General features: G+C 30.7%; 19 protein-coding genes and 1 pseudogene. 15 read left to right on the plus strand and 5 right to left on the minus strand.

Annotated elements, in window-relative coordinates; translation table 11 throughout:
• From H0I28_RS13050 to H0I28_RS13060, 3 genes are all read left to right on the plus strand, one after another.
• Positions 1 to 1,986, plus strand: a complete 1,986-nt coding sequence (locus H0I28_RS13050) for a TonB-dependent siderophore receptor (RefSeq protein ID WP_218759377.1) — start codon at positions 1 to 3, stop codon at positions 1,984 to 1,986.
• 39 nt (positions 1,987 to 2,025) lie between these two features.
• A complete protein-coding gene (locus tag H0I28_RS13055; protein WP_218759378.1) occupies positions 2,026 to 2,898 on the plus strand; it encodes an MbnP family protein in 873 nt (290 codons plus the stop codon).
• A gap of 67 nt (positions 2,899 to 2,965) precedes the next feature.
• A complete protein-coding gene (locus H0I28_RS13060; RefSeq protein ID WP_218759379.1) occupies positions 2,966 to 3,988 on the plus strand; it encodes a cytochrome-c peroxidase in 1,023 nt (340 codons plus the stop codon).
• A gap of 65 nt (positions 3,989 to 4,053) precedes the next feature.
• On the opposite strand, the gene H0I28_RS13065 is transcribed toward H0I28_RS13060, so the two are convergent.
• Positions 4,054 to 5,346, minus strand: coding sequence for an aminopeptidase P family protein (locus H0I28_RS13065; RefSeq protein ID WP_218759380.1), 1,293 nt, complete (start codon positions 5,344 to 5,346; stop codon positions 4,054 to 4,056).
• Positions 5,347 to 5,913: 567 nt separating this feature from the next.
• A complete protein-coding gene (locus H0I28_RS13070) occupies positions 5,914 to 7,239 on the minus strand; it encodes a DEAD/DEAH box helicase (protein ID WP_218731910.1) in 1,326 nt (441 codons plus the stop codon).
• A gap of 165 nt (positions 7,240 to 7,404) precedes the next feature.
• Here H0I28_RS13070 and H0I28_RS13075 point away from each other — a divergent pair, with 165 nt between their 5' ends.
• Both H0I28_RS13075 and H0I28_RS13080 read left to right on the plus strand, forming a co-directional pair.
• On the plus strand, positions 7,405 to 10,230 hold the full coding sequence (locus tag H0I28_RS13075; protein WP_218759381.1) for a sialidase family protein: 2,826 nt from the start codon (positions 7,405 to 7,407) through the stop codon (positions 10,228 to 10,230).
• Positions 10,231 to 10,401: 171 nt separating this feature from the next.
• Positions 10,402 to 10,959, plus strand: a complete 558-nt coding sequence (locus H0I28_RS13080; protein ID WP_218759382.1) for a transposase — start codon at positions 10,402 to 10,404, stop codon at positions 10,957 to 10,959.
• Between the two features lie 211 nt (positions 10,960 to 11,170).
• Here the strand turns inward: H0I28_RS13080 and H0I28_RS13085 are convergent, their stop codons facing one another.
• Together H0I28_RS13085 and H0I28_RS13090 are read right to left on the minus strand one after the other, a co-directional pair.
• Positions 11,171 to 12,094, minus strand: coding sequence for an ABC transporter ATP-binding protein (locus tag H0I28_RS13085; protein ID WP_218761751.1), 924 nt, complete (start codon positions 12,092 to 12,094; stop codon positions 11,171 to 11,173).
• A 318-nt stretch (positions 12,095 to 12,412) separates the two neighbouring features.
• Positions 12,413 to 14,490: pseudogene (locus H0I28_RS13090) on the minus strand (M13 family metallopeptidase).
• 225 nt (positions 14,491 to 14,715) lie between these two features.
• Between H0I28_RS13090 and H0I28_RS13095 the strand changes: the two are divergent.
• Positions 14,716 to 15,777 carry an NAD(P)/FAD-dependent oxidoreductase gene (locus tag H0I28_RS13095; protein ID WP_218759383.1) on the plus strand — a complete coding sequence of 354 codons (1,062 nt, stop codon included), beginning with the start codon at positions 14,716 to 14,718 and terminating at the stop codon, positions 15,775 to 15,777.
• A 132-nt stretch (positions 15,778 to 15,909) separates the two neighbouring features.
• Here H0I28_RS13095 and H0I28_RS13100 read toward each other — a convergent pair whose 3' ends face one another.
• A complete protein-coding gene (locus H0I28_RS13100) occupies positions 15,910 to 18,069 on the minus strand; it encodes a prolyl oligopeptidase family protein (RefSeq protein WP_218759384.1) in 2,160 nt (719 codons plus the stop codon).
• Positions 18,070 to 18,405: 336 nt separating this feature from the next.
• Here H0I28_RS13100 and trxA point away from each other — a divergent pair, with 336 nt between their 5' ends.
• The 9 genes from trxA to H0I28_RS13145 all read left to right on the plus strand — a co-directional run bounded on the left by trxA (position 18,406) and on the right by H0I28_RS13145 (position 24,884).
• Positions 18,406 to 18,765 (plus strand): thioredoxin, encoded by a 360-nt coding sequence (gene trxA, locus H0I28_RS13105; protein WP_218731916.1) that lies wholly within the window; start codon positions 18,406 to 18,408, stop codon positions 18,763 to 18,765.
• Between the two features lie 234 nt (positions 18,766 to 18,999).
• Positions 19,000 to 19,338 (plus strand): PadR family transcriptional regulator, encoded by a 339-nt coding sequence (locus H0I28_RS13110; protein ID WP_218731917.1) that lies wholly within the window; start codon positions 19,000 to 19,002, stop codon positions 19,336 to 19,338.
• 1 nt (position 19,339) lies between these two features.
• Positions 19,340 to 19,990, plus strand: a complete 651-nt coding sequence (locus H0I28_RS13115; protein ID WP_218759385.1) for a hypothetical protein — start codon at positions 19,340 to 19,342, stop codon at positions 19,988 to 19,990.
• Positions 19,991 to 19,994: 4 nt separating this feature from the next.
• Positions 19,995 to 20,642, plus strand: a complete 648-nt coding sequence (locus H0I28_RS13120; RefSeq protein ID WP_218759386.1) for a hypothetical protein — start codon at positions 19,995 to 19,997, stop codon at positions 20,640 to 20,642.
• 2 nt (positions 20,643 to 20,644) lie between these two features.
• Entirely contained in the window at positions 20,645 to 21,298 is a 654-nt protein-coding gene (locus H0I28_RS13125; RefSeq protein ID WP_218759387.1) for a hypothetical protein, read from the plus strand.
• A 2-nt stretch (positions 21,299 to 21,300) separates the two neighbouring features.
• Positions 21,301 to 21,978, plus strand: a complete 678-nt coding sequence (locus H0I28_RS13130) for a hypothetical protein (RefSeq protein ID WP_218759388.1) — start codon at positions 21,301 to 21,303, stop codon at positions 21,976 to 21,978.
• Positions 21,979 to 21,980: 2 nt separating this feature from the next.
• The gene (locus H0I28_RS13135) at positions 21,981 to 22,664 is read left to right on the plus strand and encodes a hypothetical protein (RefSeq protein ID WP_218731921.1); all 684 of its coding nucleotides are present in this window, start codon (positions 21,981 to 21,983) and stop codon (positions 22,662 to 22,664) included.
• A complete protein-coding gene (locus H0I28_RS13140; protein ID WP_218759389.1) occupies positions 22,661 to 23,368 on the plus strand; it encodes a hypothetical protein in 708 nt (235 codons plus the stop codon). Before H0I28_RS13135 ends, H0I28_RS13140 begins: the two co-directional genes overlap by 4 nt.
• 52 nt (positions 23,369 to 23,420) lie before the next feature.
• On the plus strand, positions 23,421 to 24,884 hold the full coding sequence (locus H0I28_RS13145) for a DUF5687 family protein (RefSeq protein WP_218759390.1): 1,464 nt from the start codon (positions 23,421 to 23,423) through the stop codon (positions 24,882 to 24,884).
• The last annotated feature ends 8 nt before the right edge of the window (positions 24,885 to 24,892 follow it).

Genomic DNA, 24,892 nt, shown 5'->3' on the forward strand with positions numbered 1-24,892 from the left:
ATGAAAGCAATAACAATAGCCATCCTATTATTAGCAACCTTGGCAAATGCACAAACTGTTGAGAAAAAAAAAGATAGTTTAGGAGGCATCTTAGATGAAGTAATAATTATAGCGGCTAAAAAAAAGAAAATAGAAACAGACATGAAAATGGCAGTTTCTGTTGATGAATTTTTAGCTTCTTCAGACAATATCAGTTTTATTAAGCGTGGTGCCTATGCATGGGAACCTCTACTTAATAATATGAGTACAGAACGTTCTATAATTACCATAGATGGTATGCACGTTTTTGGCGCTTGTACCGATAAAATGGATCCGGTAACGTCTTATGTAGAAAGTAATAATTTATCTGATATTGATATAAAATCAGGACAAGAGGGTAGTTTGCACGGAGCAACAGTAGCTGGTAGCATCGATTTGAAAAGGAAAAGTACCGCATTTACAATTGGGGAGAATTACAAAGGTGCCTACCAAACAGGATTCGAGTTTAATAACAAACAGTTTTTTAACCTTGCAAACGCCTCTTATTCTTCTGAAAACTTAGTAATAGATGGAAGTATCTCTAACAGAAAAGCAGAAAATTATACTGACGGTAATAATGACGAAGTACAGCATTCTCAGTTCGAAAAACTGAATGCTTCTTTAGGAGTTGCCTACAAAACGAGTGATTTATCATCTCTAAGAGTAGATGCAATTTTTGATAGAGCTAAGAATGTTGGTTTCCCAGCATTACCAATGGATTTGTCTTTGTCTAGAGCATTAATTACATCGGTTGCATACAAGCAATTTTTTGAAAAAGGAATTGTAAAAGTTTGGGATACCAAAGTGTATTTTAATGCTGTGGAACATTATATGGATGATACTACAAGACCAGAAAATTTGGTTCACATGGATATGCCTGGTTGGAGTACAACGTATGGTTTGGTATCTAAAATAAATCTTCAAAAAGACAATTTATCATCTGAAGTGCAATTAAATGCCTACAATAATTTATCGATTGCAGAAATGCGAATGTATCCGCAAGACAGAAGCGAAAGAACCATGTTTGCTTATAGCTGGCCATGGGTTACCACAACTTATGCAGGACTTTCTATGAATAATTTATGGGATATTTCTGATGCAAGTCAACTAAGTTTTGGAGGCTCTCTAGGTGTCAACTACAATTATTCTAAATACGCAGAATTCAATTGGATTTTTCACCCAGGAACACCACAAGAAAAAACAAGGTTTTTACCAAATTTACATACAAGTTATAATTTAAATATTGGAGATTTTAACTTTTCTGTTGGTGGTGGTTATGGGCACAGAGCGCCTTCTGTTTCTGAAGGTTATGGATATTATATTTATAATAGTTTCGATCGTTACGATTACATCGGAAATCCAGATTTAAAGAATGAAATTTCTTATGAAACCAATGCAAGTGCTGGTTTTAAAAATGAAAAATTGAGTGTGCAAGCCAAAGTAAACTATTTCTATATTCAAAATTATATTATAGGAAGAATTTTAAGTTTGGGGAGTCCAATGAATTATCAATCTGTAGGTGTAAAAGGATACACCTCTTTAGATTATGCAACATTGTTCAATTTTTCACTAAATACCAAGTACAATATTTTGGAAAACTTGCATTGGAAAGGAACACTGACGTATGCGAGAGGTTTAGATGATAATCAAAATAACTTACCATTTATCCGTCCGTTAAGTTACCAAACTTCATTACATTTTTCTCATAAAAATTTCGGTTTTGGAACAGCACTAAATGGTGATTTCAAACAAAATAATTACAGTCCAGAATACGGAGAAGACGAAACTCCATCCTACAAAAATTTTAATATTTCTGCAGATTATACTTTTTACATTAATAATTACAAAACAGTTTTTCAAGTAGGTGCGGAAAACCTGTTTAACGAATATTACAGCACCTACGCAGATTGGGGAAACATCCCCAGAATGGGACGTAACATTTTTACGTCTTTAAAAATCAATTTTTAAAAAAACACAATCAATTAATAATTACAAATTTAAAAAACAATGAAAAATTTAAAGAAGTACCTTTTAGCATCATTAGTATCATTATCAATAATTTCTTGTAGTGAAGATGGTATTCCTGTGGCAAACGATGTAACATTAGAGTTTAATAATACATTTGGAGCAACAACAATTGTTTTAGGAGATGCAACATCTGCAGAAGCAACAATAAATACTTCTTCAGAAAATCAAACACATCATTTTGAAGAACTAAAATATGTAATTAGCAACATTCGTCTTATAGATGTAGAGGGTAATGAGTTTCCTTATAACGTAAATAATTTAGATGAAGGAGCAACTATTATAGATCAATCTAAAACAGCAACTTTACAATATGTTTTAACAGATATTCCTTCGGATGAATACACGCAGATAAAATTTGGATTAGGAGTAAAATCTGAATTAAATACTTTAAATGAAGAACAATTCCCTAATTTTTATGCAGCAGCAGGAGCAAATGATACAGAAATGCATTGGGAATGGGGAACAGGTTACCGTTTTACAAAAATTGAAGGTTTTTATGGTACAGAAAACAATGAATTATCTTTTCACTCTGGAAGTACTGTTGAAGGTACAAGCGGAGAAGAAAGCACTTACACACAAGGTGTTGATGCTTATAGAGATATTACATTAGATCTTTCTACATCTGCAGTTGTTGGTAATAATGCACCAACAATTAAAATTAAAGCAGATTTTGATAAATTTTTAAGCGGAGAAAGTAATACTATAACATTAGTTTCTACGGCAGATATTACAAACAATGCTACGCCAAGTGCTCATACAGCTACAGAAATGATGAAATTTGTAGATAATATTGGAGGTAATGGAGGTACAGACATTAAAGGAATGTTCTCTGTAGAAAGTGTAGAAAACTAAACCTAAAAATAGAGCTGTCTTAAATTTTACTTACGACAGCTCTATTTTCTCTTTTTAAATATTGAAAATGAAAAAAATACTACTGAGTTTCTTTATCATACAGCTAATTTCATCTTGTACTAAAGAAGATGTTTATGAGCCTTTTATTTTTGACAACCCAGAAATAAAAATAAGTATTCCGGTAAATTTCCCAGAATTAAATACTTCATTTTATGCCAACGTTCCTACAAAATATGGAGTTGAATTAGGTAAAAAATTATTTAATGAAAAGAGGTTAAGTGCAGATAATACAATTTCTTGTTCTAGTTGTCATATGCAAGAAAATGCTTTTGCAGATCATAACGAAAAAGGAATTGGTATAAAAGGTAGAATAGGGCTACGTAACGCACCTCCTATCCAAAATATGGCATTTATGCAATTTTATAATTGGGATGGCAATAAACTGGTTTTAGAAAACCAACCGTTAGTTCCTATTATTACTTTCGTAGAAATGGATTCTTCTATTTTAGAGGTTATTGGCAAAATTGAAAATGATGAAGAATATCTAAATTTATTTTACAATGCTTTTGGTGATAAAGAAATTACTGCCGATAGAATTTATAATAGTATTGGTCAGTTTGAATATACATTAATTTCTGCCAATAGTAAATATGATAAAGTAAAGAGACAAGAGGGAGAAGAATATACCGATGAAGAAGCACAAGGATATCAAACTTTTCAAGACAAATGTGCAAGTTGCCATAGTTCCGAATTGTTTACAGACCAAAGTTTTAGAAACATTGGCTTCCCTATTAATCCTGATTCAGAAGAAGGCGGACGCTCTAGAGTTACTGGAGAAATAGATGATTATATGCGTTTTAGAGTACCTTCTTTACGTAACATAGAATATACTGCTCCTTATGGAAGTTTTGGTCAATTTGCTACGTTAAAAGAAGTCTTAGATTATTTAGACAATGGTGTTTTAGATGCCGATAATTTAGATCCAATTTTAAAAGATAATGGAAATAGAATTCCACTTACAGAAAACGAAAAAGAGAACCTTATTTCATTTCTAACAACATTAAGTGATTCTGAATTTGTTGGGCAATAACACGAAGTTTAGAGTATAAAAAAAGCGAGTCGTAAAACTCGCTTTTAAATATTTATTTCAAAGAATTAACTTTGCATTATATCTTCAATTTCATCTGCTTCAATAGGTATATTTCCCATTAAATTAAACGGTTCTCCTTTTTCTTGAACAACGACATCATCTTCTAAGCGAATACCAAAACCTTCTTCTGGAATGTAAATTCCTGGTTCTACTGTAAACACCATATTTGCTTCCATTGGTTTGTGTAATAAACCATAATCATGCGTATCTAAACCAATATGATGACTTGTACCATGCATAAAGTATTTCTTATACGCAGGCCAATCTTTAGGAGCATTCTTTACATCTGCCTTGTCTAATAAACCTAATTTTAATAATTCAGAAGTCATAATATCACCAACTTCTACATGATATTCTTTCCATAATGTTCCTGGAACCAATAATTTTGTAGCTTCCTTCTTAACATAGTTTACAGCATTATAAACGGCTTTTTGTCGGTCTGTAAACTTCCCCGAAACGGGTACAGTTCTAGACAAATCACTTTTATAATTTCCATATTCAGCAGCAATATCAAACAAAATTAAATCACCAGCTTTACATTCTTTATTATTTTCTACATAGTGCAAAACATTTGCATTATTACCACTAGCAATAATTGGTGTGTAAGCAAACCCTTTAGATCTATTTCTTACAAACTCATGCAACAATTCTGCCTCAATTTCATATTCCCAAACACCAGGTTTAATAAAAGATAAAATTCTACGAAAACCTTTTTCAGTAATATTACAAGCATGTTGCATTAAATCCAATTCAATTTGGTCTTTAACAGCACGTAATTTATGTAAAATAGGGCTGCTTTTAGCAACTGAATGTGCAGGATATTTTGCCAATAACCACTTTGTAAAACGATCTTCACGAGTTTCCGTTTCTACATTTGCTCTATAATGTTCGTTTGTGTTAATGTAAAAAGTATCTGCATAAGTAGAAAGTTCAAACAATACCTTCTCTAAATCTTGCAACCAGAAAACTGTTTTAATTCCACTTGTTTCAAAAGCAGCTTCTTTTGTTAATTTTGCTCCTTCCCAGACCGCAATATGATCGTTAGTTTCTCTAACAAATAATATTTCTCTGTAAGCTTCATTAGGGCAATCAGGAAACAAAAATAATACACTTTCCTCTTGATCTACACCACTTAAATATAAGATATCTCTGTGTTGCTCAAAAGGCATTGTACTATCTGCACTAATTGGATAAATGTCATTAGAATTAAAAATAGCCAAACTATTTGGCTTCATTGCAGCAGCAAAGTTTTTTCGATTTTTTATAAATAATTTTGAGTCTATTTTATCGTATTTCATACTGATGAATTTATATTGAAATACAAAGGTAGCAATATTTCGGTGGCTACAAATTCAACACTCATAAAATATAAAAATCTCTTATAACAAGTTTACTTATTAAATTTGACTCTATATTCAAAAACTAAAAACACCCCTTATATTTATTTTTTTTGGCATTCGAACGGGCTTGTAATTTATCTTGAGAAAAGTCGAAAGATTATATCTTTTTGCAAAAAAATCAAAAAGGATGCCATTACAAATGCAAAACATTCACGATTTCAACAATAATAAAAAAGGATGAGTACTCCCTAACGCAAAATAGATCCCAACAATTGTCATTTCGAAGTATTGAGAAATCACATAACAGTGATACCACAATGCCTAACAAACTTCATGTGATTTCTCCCAAAAGGTCGAAAATACAAACTGTGTAGAAGATTTATAAATCACTAAAAAAGCTCATTTCGAAATGACAAATCGAATGGTATTGTACAGAAGTAAAATACATTAATGCTTCTCTAAAAATAAAAATCCTACAAGGTTAACAACCTTGTAGGACAATAAAATTCGTGTAAATTAGAAAAATTAATCTCTAAAACGTTTCTTTTTTGGTGCTCCAGTTCTTCCTCTTCCAGAAGTAGAACCTGCTGGTTTATTTCCTTTAAAATGAGGTTTATTTTTTGGTTTGTCTCCTTGAGAAGATCCTCCATTAGAAGATCTAGTTTTCTTACCAAAAGATCCTTTACTTTGTGTTGCCGCTCTTTTAGGAGCTGCGGTATCTGTAGGTTCGAAGCCTTCTACAATAGAAGTGTTTAATTTCTCTTTTAGTAATTTTTCAATTTCGTTTTGGTACTCAGTTTCTTCACTACAAACTAAAGAAATTGCTTCTCCAGCTGCTCCTGCTCTACCCGTTCTACCAATTCTATGCACATAATCTTCTGGTACATTTGGTAACTCAAAGTTAATAACATGAGGCAATAAAGGAATATCTAAACCACGTGCTGCAATATCTGTAGCAACTAATGCCTTAATGGTGTTGTCTTTAAAGTTTCTTAACGCTTTAGTTCTTGCACCCTGACTCTTATTTCCATGAATTGCTGCTGCAGAAATACCTGCTTTTATCAATTTCTCGGTTAATTTATTAGCACCATGCTTTGTTCTTGTAAAGATTAAAACTTGGTTCCAATTTCCGTCTTTTATCAACTTAATCGTAAACTCTGTTTTTTGGCCTTTATCAACTTTATAAACATTATGAGTTACTTTTTTAGCCGTAGAATTCTGTGGCTCTGCTTCTACAGAGACAGGATTATTTAAAATACCTGACGCTAATTTTTTAATATCAGCAGAAAAAGTTGCCGAAAACATCAAATTCTGACGCTTTGCAGGCATAAAACTAATCAGTTTATTTAAGTCTCTTGCAAAACCCATATCTAACATTCTGTCTGCTTCGTCTAAAATTAAAACATCAATTCTGTTAAAAGAAACCGCTTTCTGACTGTGTAAATCTAATAATCTACCTGGTGTTGCTACCAAAATATCTACACCACTTCTTAGGGTTGCTATTTGTGGTTTTGCATTCACTCCACCAAAAATTACAGCAGATTTTATGTTTACATATTTACTATACTCTCTTACATTATCGTGTACTTGCGCCGCTAATTCTCTTGTAGGCGTTAACACTAACGCTCTTAAAGGTCTATATTTTGGATGCTTTGTTTCAGCTAAATGTTGTAAAACTGGTAATGTAAAACCAGCTGTTTTCCCTGTTCCTGTTTGTGCAGAAGCTAAAATATCTTTACCTTCTAAAATATGTGGAATTGCTTTTTCTTGTATTGGGGATGGTTTGGTATATCCTTTTTCTTCAACTGCTTTTACTAATGCAGCAGATAAACCTAAATCTTTAAATGTCATAAAAATACTTTTTTGAATGCAACTTTATGTAGTTGTTTCAGCCTACAAAGATACGTTGTTTAAAATTGAAGTTGAATTTTTCTTAAAATTCCTTTTTATGTTAATTTTTTTGATATTGATTTTACATGTAGTAATTTCATCACCTTAAAACAAACCTTACTTTTTATGAAGTCTATTTTCACTTTTGCAACACTCTTTCTTTCAGGATTTTTAATTGCACAAACAGTAACAAGTTCAGATATCACTCAACAATCCTTAGAGAAAAAGTCTCAAATGATGAACTCTTCTTTGGTAAAAAATGTTGAATTTACCAATATTGGCCCCACAGTAATGAGTGGTCGTGTGGTAGATATGGATGTAAACCCAAACAATACAACCGAATTTTATGTAGGGTATGCTTCTGGAGGACTTTGGTATACAAACAACAACGGAACAACGCTTACACCTGTTTTAGACAATGCTCCAACCCAAAATATTGGTGATATTGCCGTAGATTGGAAAACTGGAACCATTTGGGTAGGTACAGGAGAAAATAATTCTTCACGCTCTTCTTATGCCGGAATTGGAATTTTAAAATCTACAGATAAAGGCGAAACTTGGCAAAATGTTGGGTTACCAGATTCTCATCATGTTGGTCGAATTTTGATTAACCCAAATAATTCTGATGAAGTTATTGTTGGTGCTATTGGACATTTATACTCTTCAAATGAAGAAAGAGGAATTTTTAAAACTACAGATGGAGGAAAAACATGGAATAAAACCTTATTTATTAATGAAGACACCGGTATTATAGATGTTGATGTTGCTCCAGAAAACTTCAATGTTATGTATGCTGCTTCTTGGGAAAGAGAACGCAAAGCATGGAATTTTGTTGGAAACGGAAAAAATTCTGCTATTTACAAAAGTACCGATGCAGGTACTTCTTGGACAAAAATTGCTGATAATAGTGGTTTTCCTACTGGAGATGGTGTTGGTAGAATTGGATTAGCCGTTTTTAATGCTAACACTGTATATGCTCTGCATGACAGCCAATATAGAAGAGAAGCGAAAAAGAAAACGACTGCTTACAATTTAACAAAAGAGCAATTCGAGAATTTATCATCTGCAGATGTTTTAGCACTTAGAAATAAAACTTTAGACAACTATTTAAAAGAGTATGGTTTTAGAGAAAAATTTAGAGCTGAAAACGCAAAACAATTGTTAAGACCAGGAGGTTTAAAGCCAAAGGAACTAATGGCTTTTTTAGACGATGAAATGGCAATAGCTTTTGAAGAACCTGTAATTGGTGCCGAAGTTTTTAAAACAACTAATGGAGGAACTTCATGGAAAAAAACACACACTGAATATTTAGACGGAGTCAACAGTTCTTACGGGTATTATTTTGGAGAAATTAGAGTGAATTTACAAGATGAAAACAGCATTTATGTTTTAGGTATTGGCATTATAAAATCTAAAGATGGCGGAAAAACATTCTCTTCCATCAGTAGAGAAAATGTACATTCAGATCATCAAGCATTGTGGGTAAATCCTAAAAAACCAGGCCATTTAGTAGAAGGAAATGATGGTGGTTTAAATATTTCTTATGATGATGGAGAAAGCTGGATAAAATTAAACAATGCTGCCGTTGGGCAATTTTATTCTGTAAATGTAGATAATGAAAAAAACTATAATGTTTACGGCGGTTTGCAAGACAATGGTGTTTGGTTTGGTCCACATAATGCAAAAATTGATAAAGCATGGCATCAATCTGGACAAAATCCTTTTAAGTCAATTATGGGTGGAGACGGAATGCATGTTCAGGTAGACAACAGAAACCATAATATTGTGTATACAGGATATCAATTTGGTAATTATTACCGTATTAATTTAGAAACTGAAGAAAATATATACATTCAACCAAAACCAGAAAAAGGCGCAAAACCTTACAGATTTAACTGGCAAACTCCAATTCATTTATCTAAGCACAACCAAGATATTTTATATTTAGGAGGAAATAAATTACACAGATCTTTAAACCAAGGTGATACTTGGGAAACAATTTCAGATGATTTAACAAACGGCGGAAAAGAAGGAAATGTTGCTTACGGAACCTTAACTTCTATTTCTGAAAGTCCGTTTCAATTTGGGTTAATTTATACAGGTTCAGACGATGGTTTTATATATGTTTCTAGAAACGGTGGCGGAAACTGGATAAAAATTTCTGACAACCTTCCAAAAGATTTATGGGTTTCTAGAGTGATTGCTTCAAAATTTAAAAAGGAGCGTGTATATGCAACTTTAAACGGCTACCGTTTTGATGATTTTACACCTTATGTGTACATGTCTGATGATTACGGACAAACTTGGACAAATATTGGAAACACAATCCCTACCTCTTCTGTAAACGTAATTAAAGAAGATACAGAGAACGAAAACATATTGTATTTAGGTACAGATAACGGGCTCTATGTTTCTTTTAACAACGGAACTTCTTGGAATGCTTTTAGTAAAGAATTACCCAATGTTGCTGTACATGATTTAGTGATTCAACCAACAGCAAAAGATTTAATTGTTGCAACACACGGACGTAGTTTATATAAAACCAATATTACCGCAATACAAAAAATGAATGATAGCGTTTTAGCAAAGCCTATTGCGCTTTTTAATGTAGATAATATTAAAAAAAGTAAAAGATGGGGAAGCTCTAGAAGTCAATGGAGAAAAGCAAGTACACCAGAAGTTAAAATTCCTTTTTATGTAAATGTTGATAAAAAAATAACGTTAGATATTTTCTCTGGAAACGTAAAGGTAAATTCAATTTCTATTACTGCAGACAAAGGATATAACAAAGTTGTTTATGATGTTTCTTTTTCTAAAAAAGGATTGAAAGGCTTTAAGAAAGCTAATAAAAAATCTGAAATTGAAAAAGGAAATAACGATGAATATTATTTACCTAAAGGAAAATATACCGTTAAAATTGGTGAAGAAAAAACAAGTTTTAAGGTAGAGTAATTTATTTTGGTTTTTAAACAATAAAAAAATTATAACGTGTACTCGTTACAAACGAGCACCAACTTGTGAGAGCACATCATTTTAGAGGACTTTATCGCTAGCGCTCGTTTTTAACGAGTGCCAGCAACAATGAGAACATTCAAAATTATTTTTTTGTATTTTTGAAAAGCTATGAGTCGAAAATATAAGTTTCACAACAAATCTGCTTTATATTTTGTAAGTTTTGCTACTGTATACTGGATAGAAATCTTTACAAGGCAAGTATATTTTGATGTATTAGCAAAAAGCATCGATTTTTGTAGAGCGAAAAAAGGTATGGAACTGTATGCTTATTGTTTTATGCCTAGTCATGTACACCTATTATTTAGATCCTCTAATGAGCAACCTATGGAGCTGCTACGAGACTTAAAAAAACATACCGCAAAAAAAATAATTGAAGCTATAAAGAACAATCCACAGGAAAGTAGAAAAGAGTTGTTACTTTGGTTATTTGAAAAAGCAGGGAAAGAGAAAGCGAATGTAACTAAATATCAATTTTGGCAACATCACAATAAACCAATAGAATTGTGGAGCGAAAAAGTAATCAAGCAAAAAATAGATTATATTCACAACAACCCTATTGAGCTTGGTTTTGTAACAAACTCAATCGATTGGAAATATTCTAGTGCAAGAAATTTTCAAGATGACCATACCGTTTTAGAAATAGATGAAACTGGTTTTTTAGGTTAAAAAACTAAAGATAATAGTGTGAACGAAGATAAAAAAGCCTTGTGGGTACTCGTTACAAACGAGCACCAGCTTGTGAGAGCACATCATTTTAGAGGACTTAATCGCTAGCGCTCGTTTTTAACGAGTGCCGGAAACAATAAAAAAATAAAACTCAGTACTCCTTGTAAACCAGTTATAGCTTGTAATTTTCACATTTACAAAAGTGGTAGAACTACAAAAATTTCAGATAAATGTTAGCACCTCTATCCAAAATAGAATCATGATTAAAAAACACATTTTGCCCATTAAATTCAGCTTCAATTAACAAATAAGAACCTTTAAAATAAGAATTTAAAACAATTGCTTTTAAATTAGAGTTTTCTACTACTTTTATTTGATGTGGATATACTAAAACTGTTTTATTATTGATGGTAATTTCGTTGACATCATCAAACAAAGCGGCAACGTATTTTCCTGTTGGGTTGTTGTAAATCTCTTTCGGAGCATTGTTTGCTATTATTTTATTGTCTTTGATAATAATAAGTTTGTCTGCAAAGGAAAGTGCATCATTTTTATCGTGTGTAGCAATAATACAAGCAATATTTTTTTCTTTTAAATAACTGAATAAATTTCTACGTAAAGAGTTCTTTTTAAAATTATCTATTTGTCCGAATGGTTCATCTAACAACAATAATTCAGGTTCTTTTGCCAATGCTCTTGCAATAGCAACACGTTGTTTTTGTCCGCCACTTAGGTTTTTAACCATTGTGTTCTCAAAAGACTTCATTTGAATGACTTCTAATAATTCTTGGGTACGTAATTCACTTTCTTCTGGATAAAACCTCGACAAGAATTTTTTAATGTTTTCTGATACAGAAATGTAAGGCATTAAATCGAAGTCTTGAGCTACATATTTAAAGTTTTCGAAACCGGGAACAAGATGTTTCTTTGGACCGAAAATTTGTTCCTCTTTCCAAAATATTTTTCCTTTATTTAAGTCTACTAATCCGTAAATAGCTTTTAAAAGTGTCGATTTCCCACAACCACTTTCCCCCATTACGCAAAGGTGTTCTCCTTGCTGTAAAGTGAAATTAAAATCGTTTAATATTATTTTTTTTTTATGGTAAGAAAATGAAACGTTATCTACTTTTAGCATCTTACAAAAATAAGAATTATTAACAAACCCTAACATAGATTTTGAAACCATGTAAAAAAGTTGAATTTTATGTGGTTGTTAACATGAGACTTCTCAATACTTCTTAGTGAAAAATTTAAATTAAAATGACACTAACAAACCCCGCGTTAGCGATTGAACGGTTTGTCTGAGCTCTTTTTTAAGGTACGAAAAAAAAGCGAGTAGTGAAAGCGCGACCCTTGTGGTAACGCCCAAAAAAAACCGACACTTTCGCATCGGTTTTAATGTTGTTCTTAGGTATGTATTCACAAAAAAATCATACAAAAAAGGTCTGCGACCTTACCAGATTCTTACTCTTTCTTCTGGTTTTAAATACATTTTATCACCTTCTTTAACATCGAACGCTTCGTAAAAAGCATCTACGTTTTTAAGAGGCATATACGCTCTGTACATTCCAGGAGAGTGTGTGTTTGTCATGATTAAGTTTTTTAAAGCTTCATCACGCATTTTTGTTCTCCAAATTGTTCCCCAAGAAAGGAAAAAACGTTGTTCTGGTGTGTAACCATCAATATCTGCTGGTCTACCATTCTTTTGTAAGAAAATATGTAAACCTTCGTAAGCCGCTTGTACACCACCTAAATCTCCAATATTTTCTCCTAAAGTATATTCTCCATTTAAGTGCATAGAATCTATGGCAATAATATCTGAATATTGCTTGATTAATTGCCCGCCAATTTCTTTAAACTTTACAGAATCATCTTCTGTCCACCAGTTATTCAGGTTTCCATCACCATCAAAACGAGCACCAGAATCATCGAAACTATGAGAAATTTCATGACCGATAACAGCTCCAATTCCACCATAATTTACAGCTTCATCTGCTTTATAATCATAAAAAGGAGGTTGTAAAATTGCTGCTGGAAAAACGATTTCATTATTTACAGGATTAAAGTACGCATTTACAGTTTGAGGAGACATTCCCCATTCTGTTCTGTCTACTTCGCTACCTAATTTTGCCATTTCTTTATTGTAGTTCCATTTGGTTACATTAATAGCATTCTCGAAATAAGAACCACCATTTTCTAAACCTTTAACTTGTAATTCAGAATAGTCTTTCCAAACATCTGGGTAGGCTATTTTAACCGTTAATTTATGTAATTTTTCTAACGCTTTTTCTTTAGTAACTTCACTCATCCAAGGTAATTGTGCAATTCTTGCTTCGAAACCAAGCATTACATTATCAATCATTTCTTTCGCTTTTACCTTTGCTTCTGGTGGAAACATTTTTTCTACATACAATTTACCTAAAGCTTCACCAATTGCACCATTTAAGCTACCTAAAGCACGCTCATCTCTTGCACGTTGTTTTTTAGCTCCACGCATTTCTTTAGAATAGAACTCCCAATTTGCAGTTTCTAAATCTGTAGATAAAGAACCTAGAGAGCTATTTATAGTATTCCAACGTAATAATAATTTAAGATCTGCTACAGATGCTTTTGCAAAAACATCGCTAAAAGCTTTAAAATATCCAGGATCTGTAACAATAACTGTTTCTAAATCTGTTACTCCAATACCATCTAAATGCGCTTGCCAATCTATTGAAGGAGACAATTTTTGTAATTCTGCAATCGTCATTGGATTGTAGATTTTACGAATATCTCTGCTTTCTTCTTTAGACATCATTGGTGTTGCCAAACTAGTTTCTAAAGCAACAATTGCTGCTGCATTCTTTTTAGCTGAAGCTTCATCATCACCAAATTCTTGCAACATTTTTGCTACAAAAATTTCGTATTTTTCTAATTTGTCTTTTACTTTAGCATCAACATAGTAATCTCTAGATAAACCTAAAGAACCACCGCCCATATAACCTGCGTATTGGCTACTATTTTTTAAATCGTTATAAACACCAAAACCGTAAAAACCTCCACCACCATAAGGCGCCATATTTGTTAAATACGTTTCTACATCTTTCTTTGTCTTAATTTCATCTACTTTAGCTAAATAAGGCATTACAGGTGCTTTCCCTTGTGCATTTCTAGCTACAGTATCCATTATTGTTTGGTAATAGTTTACTGCTTTTTCTTGATCTGAATCAATTTCATTTCCTTTAGCATCTTTTATTTTAGGAAAATTACTTTCTTCAATTGCTTTGTTTAAAATAGTTAAAACATCTGCATCTGTTTTTTTACGTAATTGATTAAACCACCCCAAGAGGTTTGATCGTCTGGAATTTCGGTTTTATCTAACCAAGTTCCGTTTACGTGTCTAAAGAAATCATCTGTAGGTTTTACAGTTGTATCCATGTTTTCTAAAGCAATACCAGGTGCTTTTTCTTCTTTTGGGCTGTCTTGTTTACAAGCTACTAAACCTAAAGAGGCAATAGCTGAAACAAAAAAAACATTTTTAATTATCTTCATTATTATCTGATTTTTGTTGAGTTTAATTATTTGATTAGTAACAAAAATAGCATATTGTTACATATTTTAAGATTTATTTTTTACTGATTTAGATATTTATCAAAAAAAAGAAAATTTAAGAACGCATAATATTTACCGTTTTTTATTAAAAAATCTGTTTAACTAAATCGATATTCTTCTTGTAGCATTTTTAATTATAGTAGTTTTGTAGAGATAAAACTATTTATGAAGGATTATATAATTATAGGAGCAGGACAATCTGGACTTGCAATTGCGTATCATTTGGCCAAACAAAATGCTAATTTTTTAATTGTTGATGCAAATAAAGAAACCGGCGAACCTTGGTTAAAAAGATGGGATTCTCTAAAATTATTTACGCCTTCTGAATTCAATAGTTTACCGGGAATGGAATTTCCTTATAAAAAAGGACATTATGCTAACAAATATGAAGTTGCTGATTATTTAAAAGCGTATGTCTTTAAGTTTAATATTCCCATTGAATTTAACCAACGCGTAAATTCTTTAAAAAAAGTGGATGGTATTTTCATTTTAAAAAGTGAAAACAAAACTTTTGAAGCAAAAAATGTAATTATTGCTACTGGTCCGTTTCACAAGCCTTTTACACCGAGTTGTCATAAAAAAATATCCAAAGATATTTTACAGATTCATAGTGAACATTATAAAAGTCCAGATCAATTACAAGAAGGTGCAACTTTGGTAGTTGGCGCAGGAGATTCTGGCGTACAAATTTTAAATGAAATTTCTAAAGCAAAGAAAAAGGTTTACTTTTCTGGTAAGACAGATATTGTTTCGCTACCGCAAGAACTTTTAGGAAAAACACTTTGGTGGTGGTTTAGTAAAGTCGGTTTTTTAACAGCGAATAAATATTCTTTTATCGGAAAAAAACTAAGTAACAGCGGTCAGCCAGTTATTGGTACAGATGTAAAAACTTTATTTAAAAAAGAAAATATTACTTGTGTTGGTAGAACTTTAGATGCAAATAACGACACCATCATTTTTGAAAAACAAAAAGTAAACGATATTAAAAATATTGTTTGGGCAACCGGTTTTAAACCTAACTTTAATTGGATTGAAAACATCCAATTAAATGAAAACCAATATCCTAAAAACTACAGAGGTGTTAGCGACATGAAAGGTTTGTATTTTATTGGTTTGCCATGGCTCTACACAAGAGGTTCTGCAACTTTGGGAGGCGTAAAAAAAGACGCTAAGTATTTATGCAATTATATTGCTAAACAACAAAAGAGGCAGACTAAAACGGATTAAATCTTGTCATACTGAACTTGTTTCAGTATCTCAACTTACTGAAATTCAATTTTCATAAGAACCTGAAATAAATTCAAGTTAACAAAAAACTTACTTTTTAGACGACCTCTTTTATCAATCTAGTTTTATAAACTAAGATTTAATTTTAACCGATATCGGATTTGGTAACTGCTCAAACCCCATATTGAATAATGTAAAACCAAAAATATCTGCATATTGCTCAATGGTTTTTGCAACCGGAGTTCCGGCACCATGGCCTGCATTGGTTTCTATTCTAATTAAAACTGGATTTTCTCCTTTGTGTTTTGCTTGCAATTCTGCAGCAAATTTAAAACTATGTGCTGGCACAACTCTATCATCATGATCTCCAGTAGTTACTATTGTTGCTGGATATTCTACACCTTTTTTTACATTATGTACTGGCGAATAGGCTTTTAAATACTCAAACATTTCTTTACTGTCATCTGCAGTACCATAATCATACGCCCATCCTGCACCAGCCGTAAATGTATGGTAACGCAACATATCTAAAACACCAACACCAGGCAAAGCAACTTTCATTAAATCTGGTCTTTGCGTCATAGTTGCACCAACTAAAAGTCCGCCATTAGAACGTCCAGAAATTGCTAAAAATTCTGAAGATGTATATTTTTCTGAAATTAAGTATTCTGCAGCTGCAATAAAATCATCAAACACATTTTGTTTTTTTAGTTGCGTACCTGCATCGTGCCATTTTTTACCATATTCTCCTCCACCACGTAAATTAGGAACGGCATACACACCACCTTGTTCCATCCAAACTGCGTTTGCAATACTAAATGAAGGCGTTAAACTGATATTAAACCCACCGTAACCGTATAAGATAGTCGGATTCTTACCATTTAACTCCACTCCTTTTTTATGCGTGATAATCATCGGAACTTTTGTTCCGTCTTTAGAGGTATAAAAAACTTGTTTACTTGTATATGCATCCGCATTAAAAGCTATTGAAGGCTTCCAATAAGATTCATACGTTCCGTCTTCTGGGTTAAATTTGTATGATGAACCTGGCGTACTGTAATTGGTAAAAGAAAAATACAATTCTTTCGCTGCTGTTTTTCCTCCAAAACCACCGGCAGTTCCAATTCCTGGTAATTTTACTTCTCTAATTAATTTTCCATCAAAATCGTATTGCAATACTTTAGAAACGGCATCTACCATATACGTTGCAAAGAAATAACCTGCGCCAGAATTTAAACTCAATACATTTTCTGTTTCCGGAATAAAATCCTTCCAGTTTTCTGATGTTGGATTTGTTACATCAACAGTTACTACCTTTTTATTTGGCGCGTTTAAGTTTGTTACCAAATACACTTTACTTCCAATATTTTCTATCGGATAGGTATCACTGTCTGTATGATCTAAAATAGTTACCAAAGGACTATTTGGTTTAGACAGCTCTTTAAAAAACAACTTATTACCAGATGTTGATACACTTGCAGAGATAAAAAGGTATTCATTATCTTCAGAAACATTTCCACCAACATAACGGTGTTTTTCTGATGCCTTTTCACCAAAAACCACAACATCATCTTTTTGAGATGTTCCTAATTGATGATAATACAATTTGTGTTGGTCGGTTTTTGCAGACAACTCACTTCCCTCAGGTTTATCGTAACTAGAATAATAAAAACCTTCGTTTTTATACCATGAGATTCCTGAGAATTTTACATCTACTAAGGTGTCTTCTTTAATCGTTTTAGACTCGGCATCCATTATAATAATTTTACGCCAATCAGAACCTCCTTCAGAAATTGCATAGGCAGCAATTGACCCATCTTTAGTAAAACTTAACGAGCCTAAAGAAGTAGTTCCGTCATCAGAAAAATTATTTGGGTCTAAGAAAACTTCTGGTTCAGAATCTCCTTTGGTTCTGTATATAACACTCTGATTTTGCAATCCATTATTTTTAGAGAAATACGTGTAATCGCCTTCTATAAAAGGGGTACCTACTTTTTCATAATTCCATAATTCAGACAAACGTTCCTTTAATTGTTCTCTGTACGGAATCTTGTTTAAGTAATCGAAAGTAACCTCGTTTTCTGCTTTTACCCAAGCTTCGGTTTCTTTACTTCTATCATCTTCTAACCATCTATAATTATCTACAACAGCGGTTCCAAAAAGTGAATCTATTACTGGTTTTTTAGTGGTTTCTGGGTATTTCAAATCGGTGTTTTTTTGTTTAATTTCTTTGTTACAAGAAACAAAAATTGCACTTGCAAATAAAATAGGAATGATTAATTTATTTTTCATGAGTTCAAAGAATTTGGTAATACTAAATAAATTTTAAAATGATTGATGATAAATTTAAGTTATTTTTTCTTAACAAGAGATATAAAATCTAATCATAGCCTTAGCTACGATTCTATTTTATATTGAATTAGTAAGGAAAAAGAAATGAATTTAATCAGTCATTTTGATGTTTACTTGGTATAACTATCAAAATTAAGAATATTTAATTTATACACCGCTATTTTACCATTTTTAACTTTTGAAGCTTCAATTTGTAATTTATCAAGTATAAAAACGACTACTTTTGTGAAAATAGATTACATATTTCCGACTTTATCGGAAGCAAATTAAAATATTATGACAGAAAACTTAACAAAAGAAACTTTCTTAGAAAAGGTTTTTAATTTTGAAGAAAGCCAAGAATGGAAATTTAAAGGAGACAAACCAGCATTAATAGATTTTTATGCAGATTGGTGCGGACCATGTAAAGCTATAGCACCTGTTTTAGAGGTTTTATCTGAAGAATACGAAGGTAAAATTGATATTTACAAAATAGACACCGAAGCTGAACAAGAATTATCTGCAGCATTCGGAATTAGAAGTATACCTTCTATGTTATTTTGTCCTGCAGAAGGAGAACCACAAATGGCAAACGGAGCTTTACCAAAAGCAGAATTAGAACGCATTATTGCAGAGGTGTTAAAAGTAGAAAAGTAAAATACCTTATAAAAATTATTATAAAAATCCTGAAGATTAATTTTTCAGGATTTTTTTACCTTAAAAAAACTATACATAAGAATTCTATGTATAAGAAAATTATGTATATATTTGTATTTAAGAAATCGTCACAACGAAGAACAAATCAATCTGCTTTTAATGATAAGATTGCTTCGTAAACTCGCAATGACAATTAAACATATAAACAATTACACGATTACACATTTTTTAAACATGGGAAATCAGAAGTTATATAAAGGGTCTTTACAAACCATTATTTTAAAGTTGTTAGCAAGTAACGATAAAATGTATGGTTATGAAATCACCCAACACGTAAAAGAATTGACCAAAGGTGAATTAAAAATTACCGAAGGTGCTTTGTATCCTGCATTGCACAAACTAGAAGCCGATGGTTTATTAGACGTTGAAGTTGCAAAAGTTGGTAACCGGCTTAGAAAATATTATAAGCTTACCGAAAGTGGCACCAAAGAAACTGCTAACAAGTTAGAAGAAATGCAAGAGTTTTTAAAAACGATGCAACAATTGGTGAATCCTAAATTTAGTTTGGAGTAATATGGAAACACGCTATGAAATAACAGAAAAGCAATTGGCTTTTTTAGAAGATTATTTGTTAAGAAAATACCCAAGTATTACTGATGAAACTAGAATTGAATTGGTAGATCATTTGGTTTCTGACTTTGAGAAAACGACAGAAAACGGCAATTTATCTCAGTATTTGTCTAATGAATTAGGTTTTATTAAACAGTTTATTTTTGATAAAGCAAATACTCATCAAAAAAGCTATGGAAAGCAAACTTGGAAACAATTCTATAGTTTTTTGACAGATATTAAATTACTACCAATTACATTTTCTACATTAATTATTTTTTATTTTCTAAATGAAAACTTAGTTGAAAAATGGTCTTGGGGATCTTTAGCTATTATTCAATTATTAATTTTTCTTGCATCTATAATCTTTGGAGTGATTAACAAAAAGGAATTTAAAAAACTTGATGAAATAAAATATTTGAGCACTGATATTTGGTTACCATATATAATGGTTCAATTACCAAGTAGTTTTGGTTTTGACAACTTTATAATGTCCAATAGTTTTTCATTTACTTTTTACGCTTCTTTCACTATAATTTATGCTATTTCTGCTTTTATTGTAATTAGAGAAAAAAGAAAAATCATTCTAGAAAAATACAAACACTTGTTAAACTAGCGCTATGGAATTAACAACACAACAACTACAAAGAGTAGAACATTATTTAGATAAAAAAAACATCACTTATATTGATGTTCGTTTTGAAGTTTTAGATCATATTGTTTCTGATATTGAAACAAAAATGACAAAAGAAAATCTTGATTTTGAAACCGTCTTTTATAACGTTACGGAGAAATGGAATCCACAATTAAAAGAAACAACGAGTATGTTTTTTGGACTTGGATTCTCTGCGCCAAAACTGGTTATTCAAAAAGCAAAAAAAGTCTATTGGAAACAATACGTGCTTTTATTTACCTCTTATTTTCTGCCTTTTATATTATTAACTCATTTTAATTTCAAAATTCAAAACCCCACTGAATTTAATTTTTTTATAATTCTTAAAGGAATTCTAATAGTAAGTTTTGTGTCCTTTATGTTCTTGCTACTAACCAAAAACAATAAAATAAAAACTACGTATGGCTTTATACTGAAATCGCAAGGTTTAGGAGCGGTAACAGGTTTAATAGTTCTTCTAATGTTTTTTACAAGGTTAAAAGTGTTAAATGGAATTAGTGTTGGTATGTTCTGCTCTTTTATCTTTATGACCTTTAGTTATTTCCTTTTCTACAAAAAACACAAAGAAGCTATTAAAAAATATAAAATTTCATAATTATGGAATTAACAAACGAACAAATACAATTAGTAGAGAATTATCTTGATAAAAAAAGCTTCGATTTTATAGATTTAAAAGTTGAAATTTTAGATCATATGATTTCTGATATAGAAAGTTTTATGGATAAAGAGTATTCTTTTGAAAATGCTTTTAAAATTACTGTTTTAAAATGGGATAAACATTTTAAAGATTCGTCTAGTTTCTTTTTTGGTTTACAATATCACGAATCTAAAATTGTAGTTAAAAAAGCCGCACAAATATTTAAGCCTTTTTACTTTTTATATTTAACTGCGTATTTTTTACCAATTGTTATTTTTACCAATTTTAATATAGTATTTTCTAAAAGTAATACTGTTTTTTTAAACCAACTTTTCTTTGCTACTTCTATTATTTGCCTAATTTACTTGCTATATATCATTATTAAGAACATAAGAACAAAAATAAAAACAACCTACAGTTATGTTTTAAAAACACAATATGTTAGTACTGTTTTTTTAATTCTTCCTTTATTTATGGGAAACCTTTTTAATGATGACGGAAGTTTTATTCCTTTTTTAATTGGTTTTCAAAGTGCCGGTTTTGCAGTAACTTATATCTGCCATTATTTCTACAAAAAACATAAAGAAACCATCAATAAATATAAAATTATATAACAATGGAGTTATCAAAAGAACAACTTTTACAAATAGACAATTATATCTTTTCTTGTGGAATAAAGTTTTATGATGTTAGAACAGAAATTGTAGATCATTTTGCTCATATTTTAGAGCAAAAATTAGATAAAAACCCTGATTTAGATTTCAAAAAAGAAATTGAAAATATTCATAGAAATTTTACTGATAATGGTTTTAAAAGGCTTTTAAAAGAGAAAACAAAATCGGTTCATAAGCAGTTTTATAAACACTCTTTTAAACATTTGGTTACTTTTTTTAAACTTCCTAAAATAATAATCACCATATCGTTTTTTTATGCGCTGTTTTTGTTGATGAATTTGTTTGAGGATAAACAAGATTTTTTCTTCTGCACATACATCTTTCTAATTATTCTTATTGTTCGTATTTTCTATCAAAACAAGAAAAATAAAAAACAACATAAAACACGTTTTTTGGTTTTAAACAAAACGAATAGCTTCTTACAACTACTAAATTTTATTTTTATAAGTTTTAATGTAATTTCCAACTCTAGAAGCGAACAGAGTTTTTTAAATCCTAATCATAACAATATTCAATTAGCTGTTTTTGTGCTATTATTATTGTTTTATTGGTCTGGTGAAGTTGTTTTTTATCAGCATAAAAAAATGGTTAGAGAACAATATTCAAATGTAATTGTTTAGCTATGGAACTCACTAAAGAACAAATACAATATATAGAAAATCGTTTAGAAAATGAAGGTGTAAAATATTGGGACATTAGAATAGAAATGTTAGACCATGTGGTTTCTGATATAGAGAAAAATTTAACTCCAGAAAATTCTGAATATGAATTTAAAGAAAAAGTACAGACTGCATTTGTTACTTTAGGCTGGAAAGAGAATTTTAATGGTGGAGGTTTAGATGGTTCAGATAAAGACGCTTTAAAAAATGTGAATAAAGAGTATAGAAAATTGTTTTTTCAAGGATTTGTTAACTTTTTTAAATCTTTCAAAAACCTTGGCTTTCTTTTATGTTTTGTTATGATATATTATATTGTTTCTAACAATATAAACTACACTACTTTTAAAAGGATAAGTTTAGTTTTATTTCTTTTGCCAATGCTTTTTTTTCTTTTTTATTCTATAAAAATTTGGTCTAAAAAATATGGGAAATCAATCCATCTGAATTATGGTATTTTCTATTTTTCATTTGCTTTTATGATGTTGAATTTACCAATACAGCTTCTAAAATATACTACACAAAATAGTCAGAAATTATTTACCATCCTTTTAATACCAATTTATTTTATTGCTACCTCTATTGGATTCAAAGTTTACCAAAAAGCAATTGCTAAAGTAGAAAAAATGCGTAAAGAACTATTGTCATGAAACTAACAGAAAATCAAATTGATGAACTTTTTAAATTTACCAGAAAACACTATGTGTATCATTATGATGTACAAAGTGAATTGGTAGATCATTTGGCAAATGATATTGAAGAAATTTGGGTGACGCAGCCACTTTTAACTTTTGAGCAAGCACGAGATAAATCCTTTAAAAAATTTGGTGTTTTTGGTTTTATGGATGTTATTGAAGCCAAACAAAAACAGATGAATAAACGTTATTTAAGAATAATGTGGCGTTTTTTTAGAGAGTGGTTCTCTTTTCCTAAACTAGTAACAACATTAGGCGTTTTTTTATTGTTTTTCTGTATTCTTAAAATGCCATATGCTAAATATATTTTATTAAGCTTATTATTTATTTTAGTAGTTTTCGATTTAAGGAAACAAACGATTGCTAGAAAAAGTCATAAAATAAAAACTATAAAAAAAGAGAAAATATTTTTATTGGAAGAAATGATCACCGGAGCAAGAAATAGTTTTTCTGGCCTTTTATTTATCAATGTTTTTAATTCCATGAATGCTTTTAGAGTATCCTTTAATTCTATGGAAAACCATTGGTTATTACTGATTTCATTTTCGTTGACGGTAGTTGTTCTTTTATTTTATGTAACCGGTTTTTTAATTCCGCAAAAAGCAGAAGAATTGCTACAAGAAACCTATCCAGAATATAAAATGGTAAATAATATGTAACAAAATCCATTTCTAAACTACTTATTATCAATCAACTTAATTAACCAAACTTATGATTTCACATTTTTTAAAGCTAGAATGGAAACAATTTACACGTTCTGCTTCTTTAGGGAAAAGCGTTTCTATAAAAATATTAATGGGATTTTTGGCAATTTGGATGCTTCTTGGATTTCTTTCTGTTGGGGTTGGAGCCTATTTCTTTCTTAAAAAAGAATTCCCTAACAATGACCCTTTTATTATGGCGAATAAATTTATAATTTTCTTCATAATCTCAGATTTGCTTTTCCGTTATTTAATGCAGAAAATTCCTGTAATGGATATAAAGCCAATGCTTATCTTATCAATAAAAAAGAAAAAACTTGTAAACTATATTTTAACCAAATCTATTTTCTCTTTTTTTAATTTCAGTGCTTTAACACTCTACATACCTTTTGCTTTTATCTTAATTTCTAAAGGATATAATTTTACAGGTGTATTAGCTTGGACTTTTTTTATGCTGACAATTACTATCTGCGTAAATTTTATAAATTTCTTAATTAATAAAAATAATATTGCGCTGGGAGTTATAATTATATCTATAACAAGTATCTGGATATCTTTTAAGTATCAAATATTTGATATGACTCATTTTTTTGGAGATGTATTTTATACTATTTATAAAAACCCTTTACTTGCCTCTATCGGGTTAATATTATCAATAATATTATACTATTTAAACTTTAAACAACTATCTAATATTATATATTTAGATGGAGCCATAAAACAAAAAGAGGAAGAAGTAAAAACTGCAGATTTATCTATGATCGATAAACTAGGTGATGTTGCTCCTTTTATTAAAAATGATATTCGATTAATTTGGCGAAATAAAAGAACAAGAACAGTATTTTTAATGTCTTTTTTATTTTTACTAATTGGCTTAGTATTCTTCACTGTAAAAACATACAAAGATTCAGAAATATGGCAATTATATGGTTGCATTTTTTTAACGGGTGGTTTTGCCATGAATTACGGACAATTTGTACCAGCATGGGATAGTGAACATTATAGAATGTTAATGACTCAAAACTTTTCTTATCGAAAATTTTTAGATTCTAAATGGTTTTTAATGGTAGTTATGACCATTATTTTATTTGTCTTATCTACACCGTACATCTATTTTGGTTTTGACAAATACCTTTTAATTGTTGCAGGTTTTTTCTTTAACCTAGGTTTTACACCATTAGTAATGCTATACATGGGAGCGTTTAATAAAAAAAGAATAGATTTAAATGCTAGTGGCTTTGGTAATACACAAGGCACAAGTGCAGCGCAATTTTTAGTTATGATTCCTGTTTTAATTTTACCAATGATAATTTACGCTATTGTTAATCACTTTTTCGGTTTTAATACAGCGGTAATTGTTATTGCAGGTGTTGGTGTTATTTCATTTTTATCAAAAAACAGATTAATGAATTTGATAGAAGAAAAGTACCAGCAAAATAAATACAAAACACTTCACGGTTTTAAGCAATCGTAATAGATCAA

The sequence above is a fragment of the Polaribacter sp. AHE13PA genome (genome assembly GCF_019278505.1).
In the GTDB taxonomy this organism is placed as follows: domain Bacteria; phylum Bacteroidota; class Bacteroidia; order Flavobacteriales; family Flavobacteriaceae; genus Polaribacter.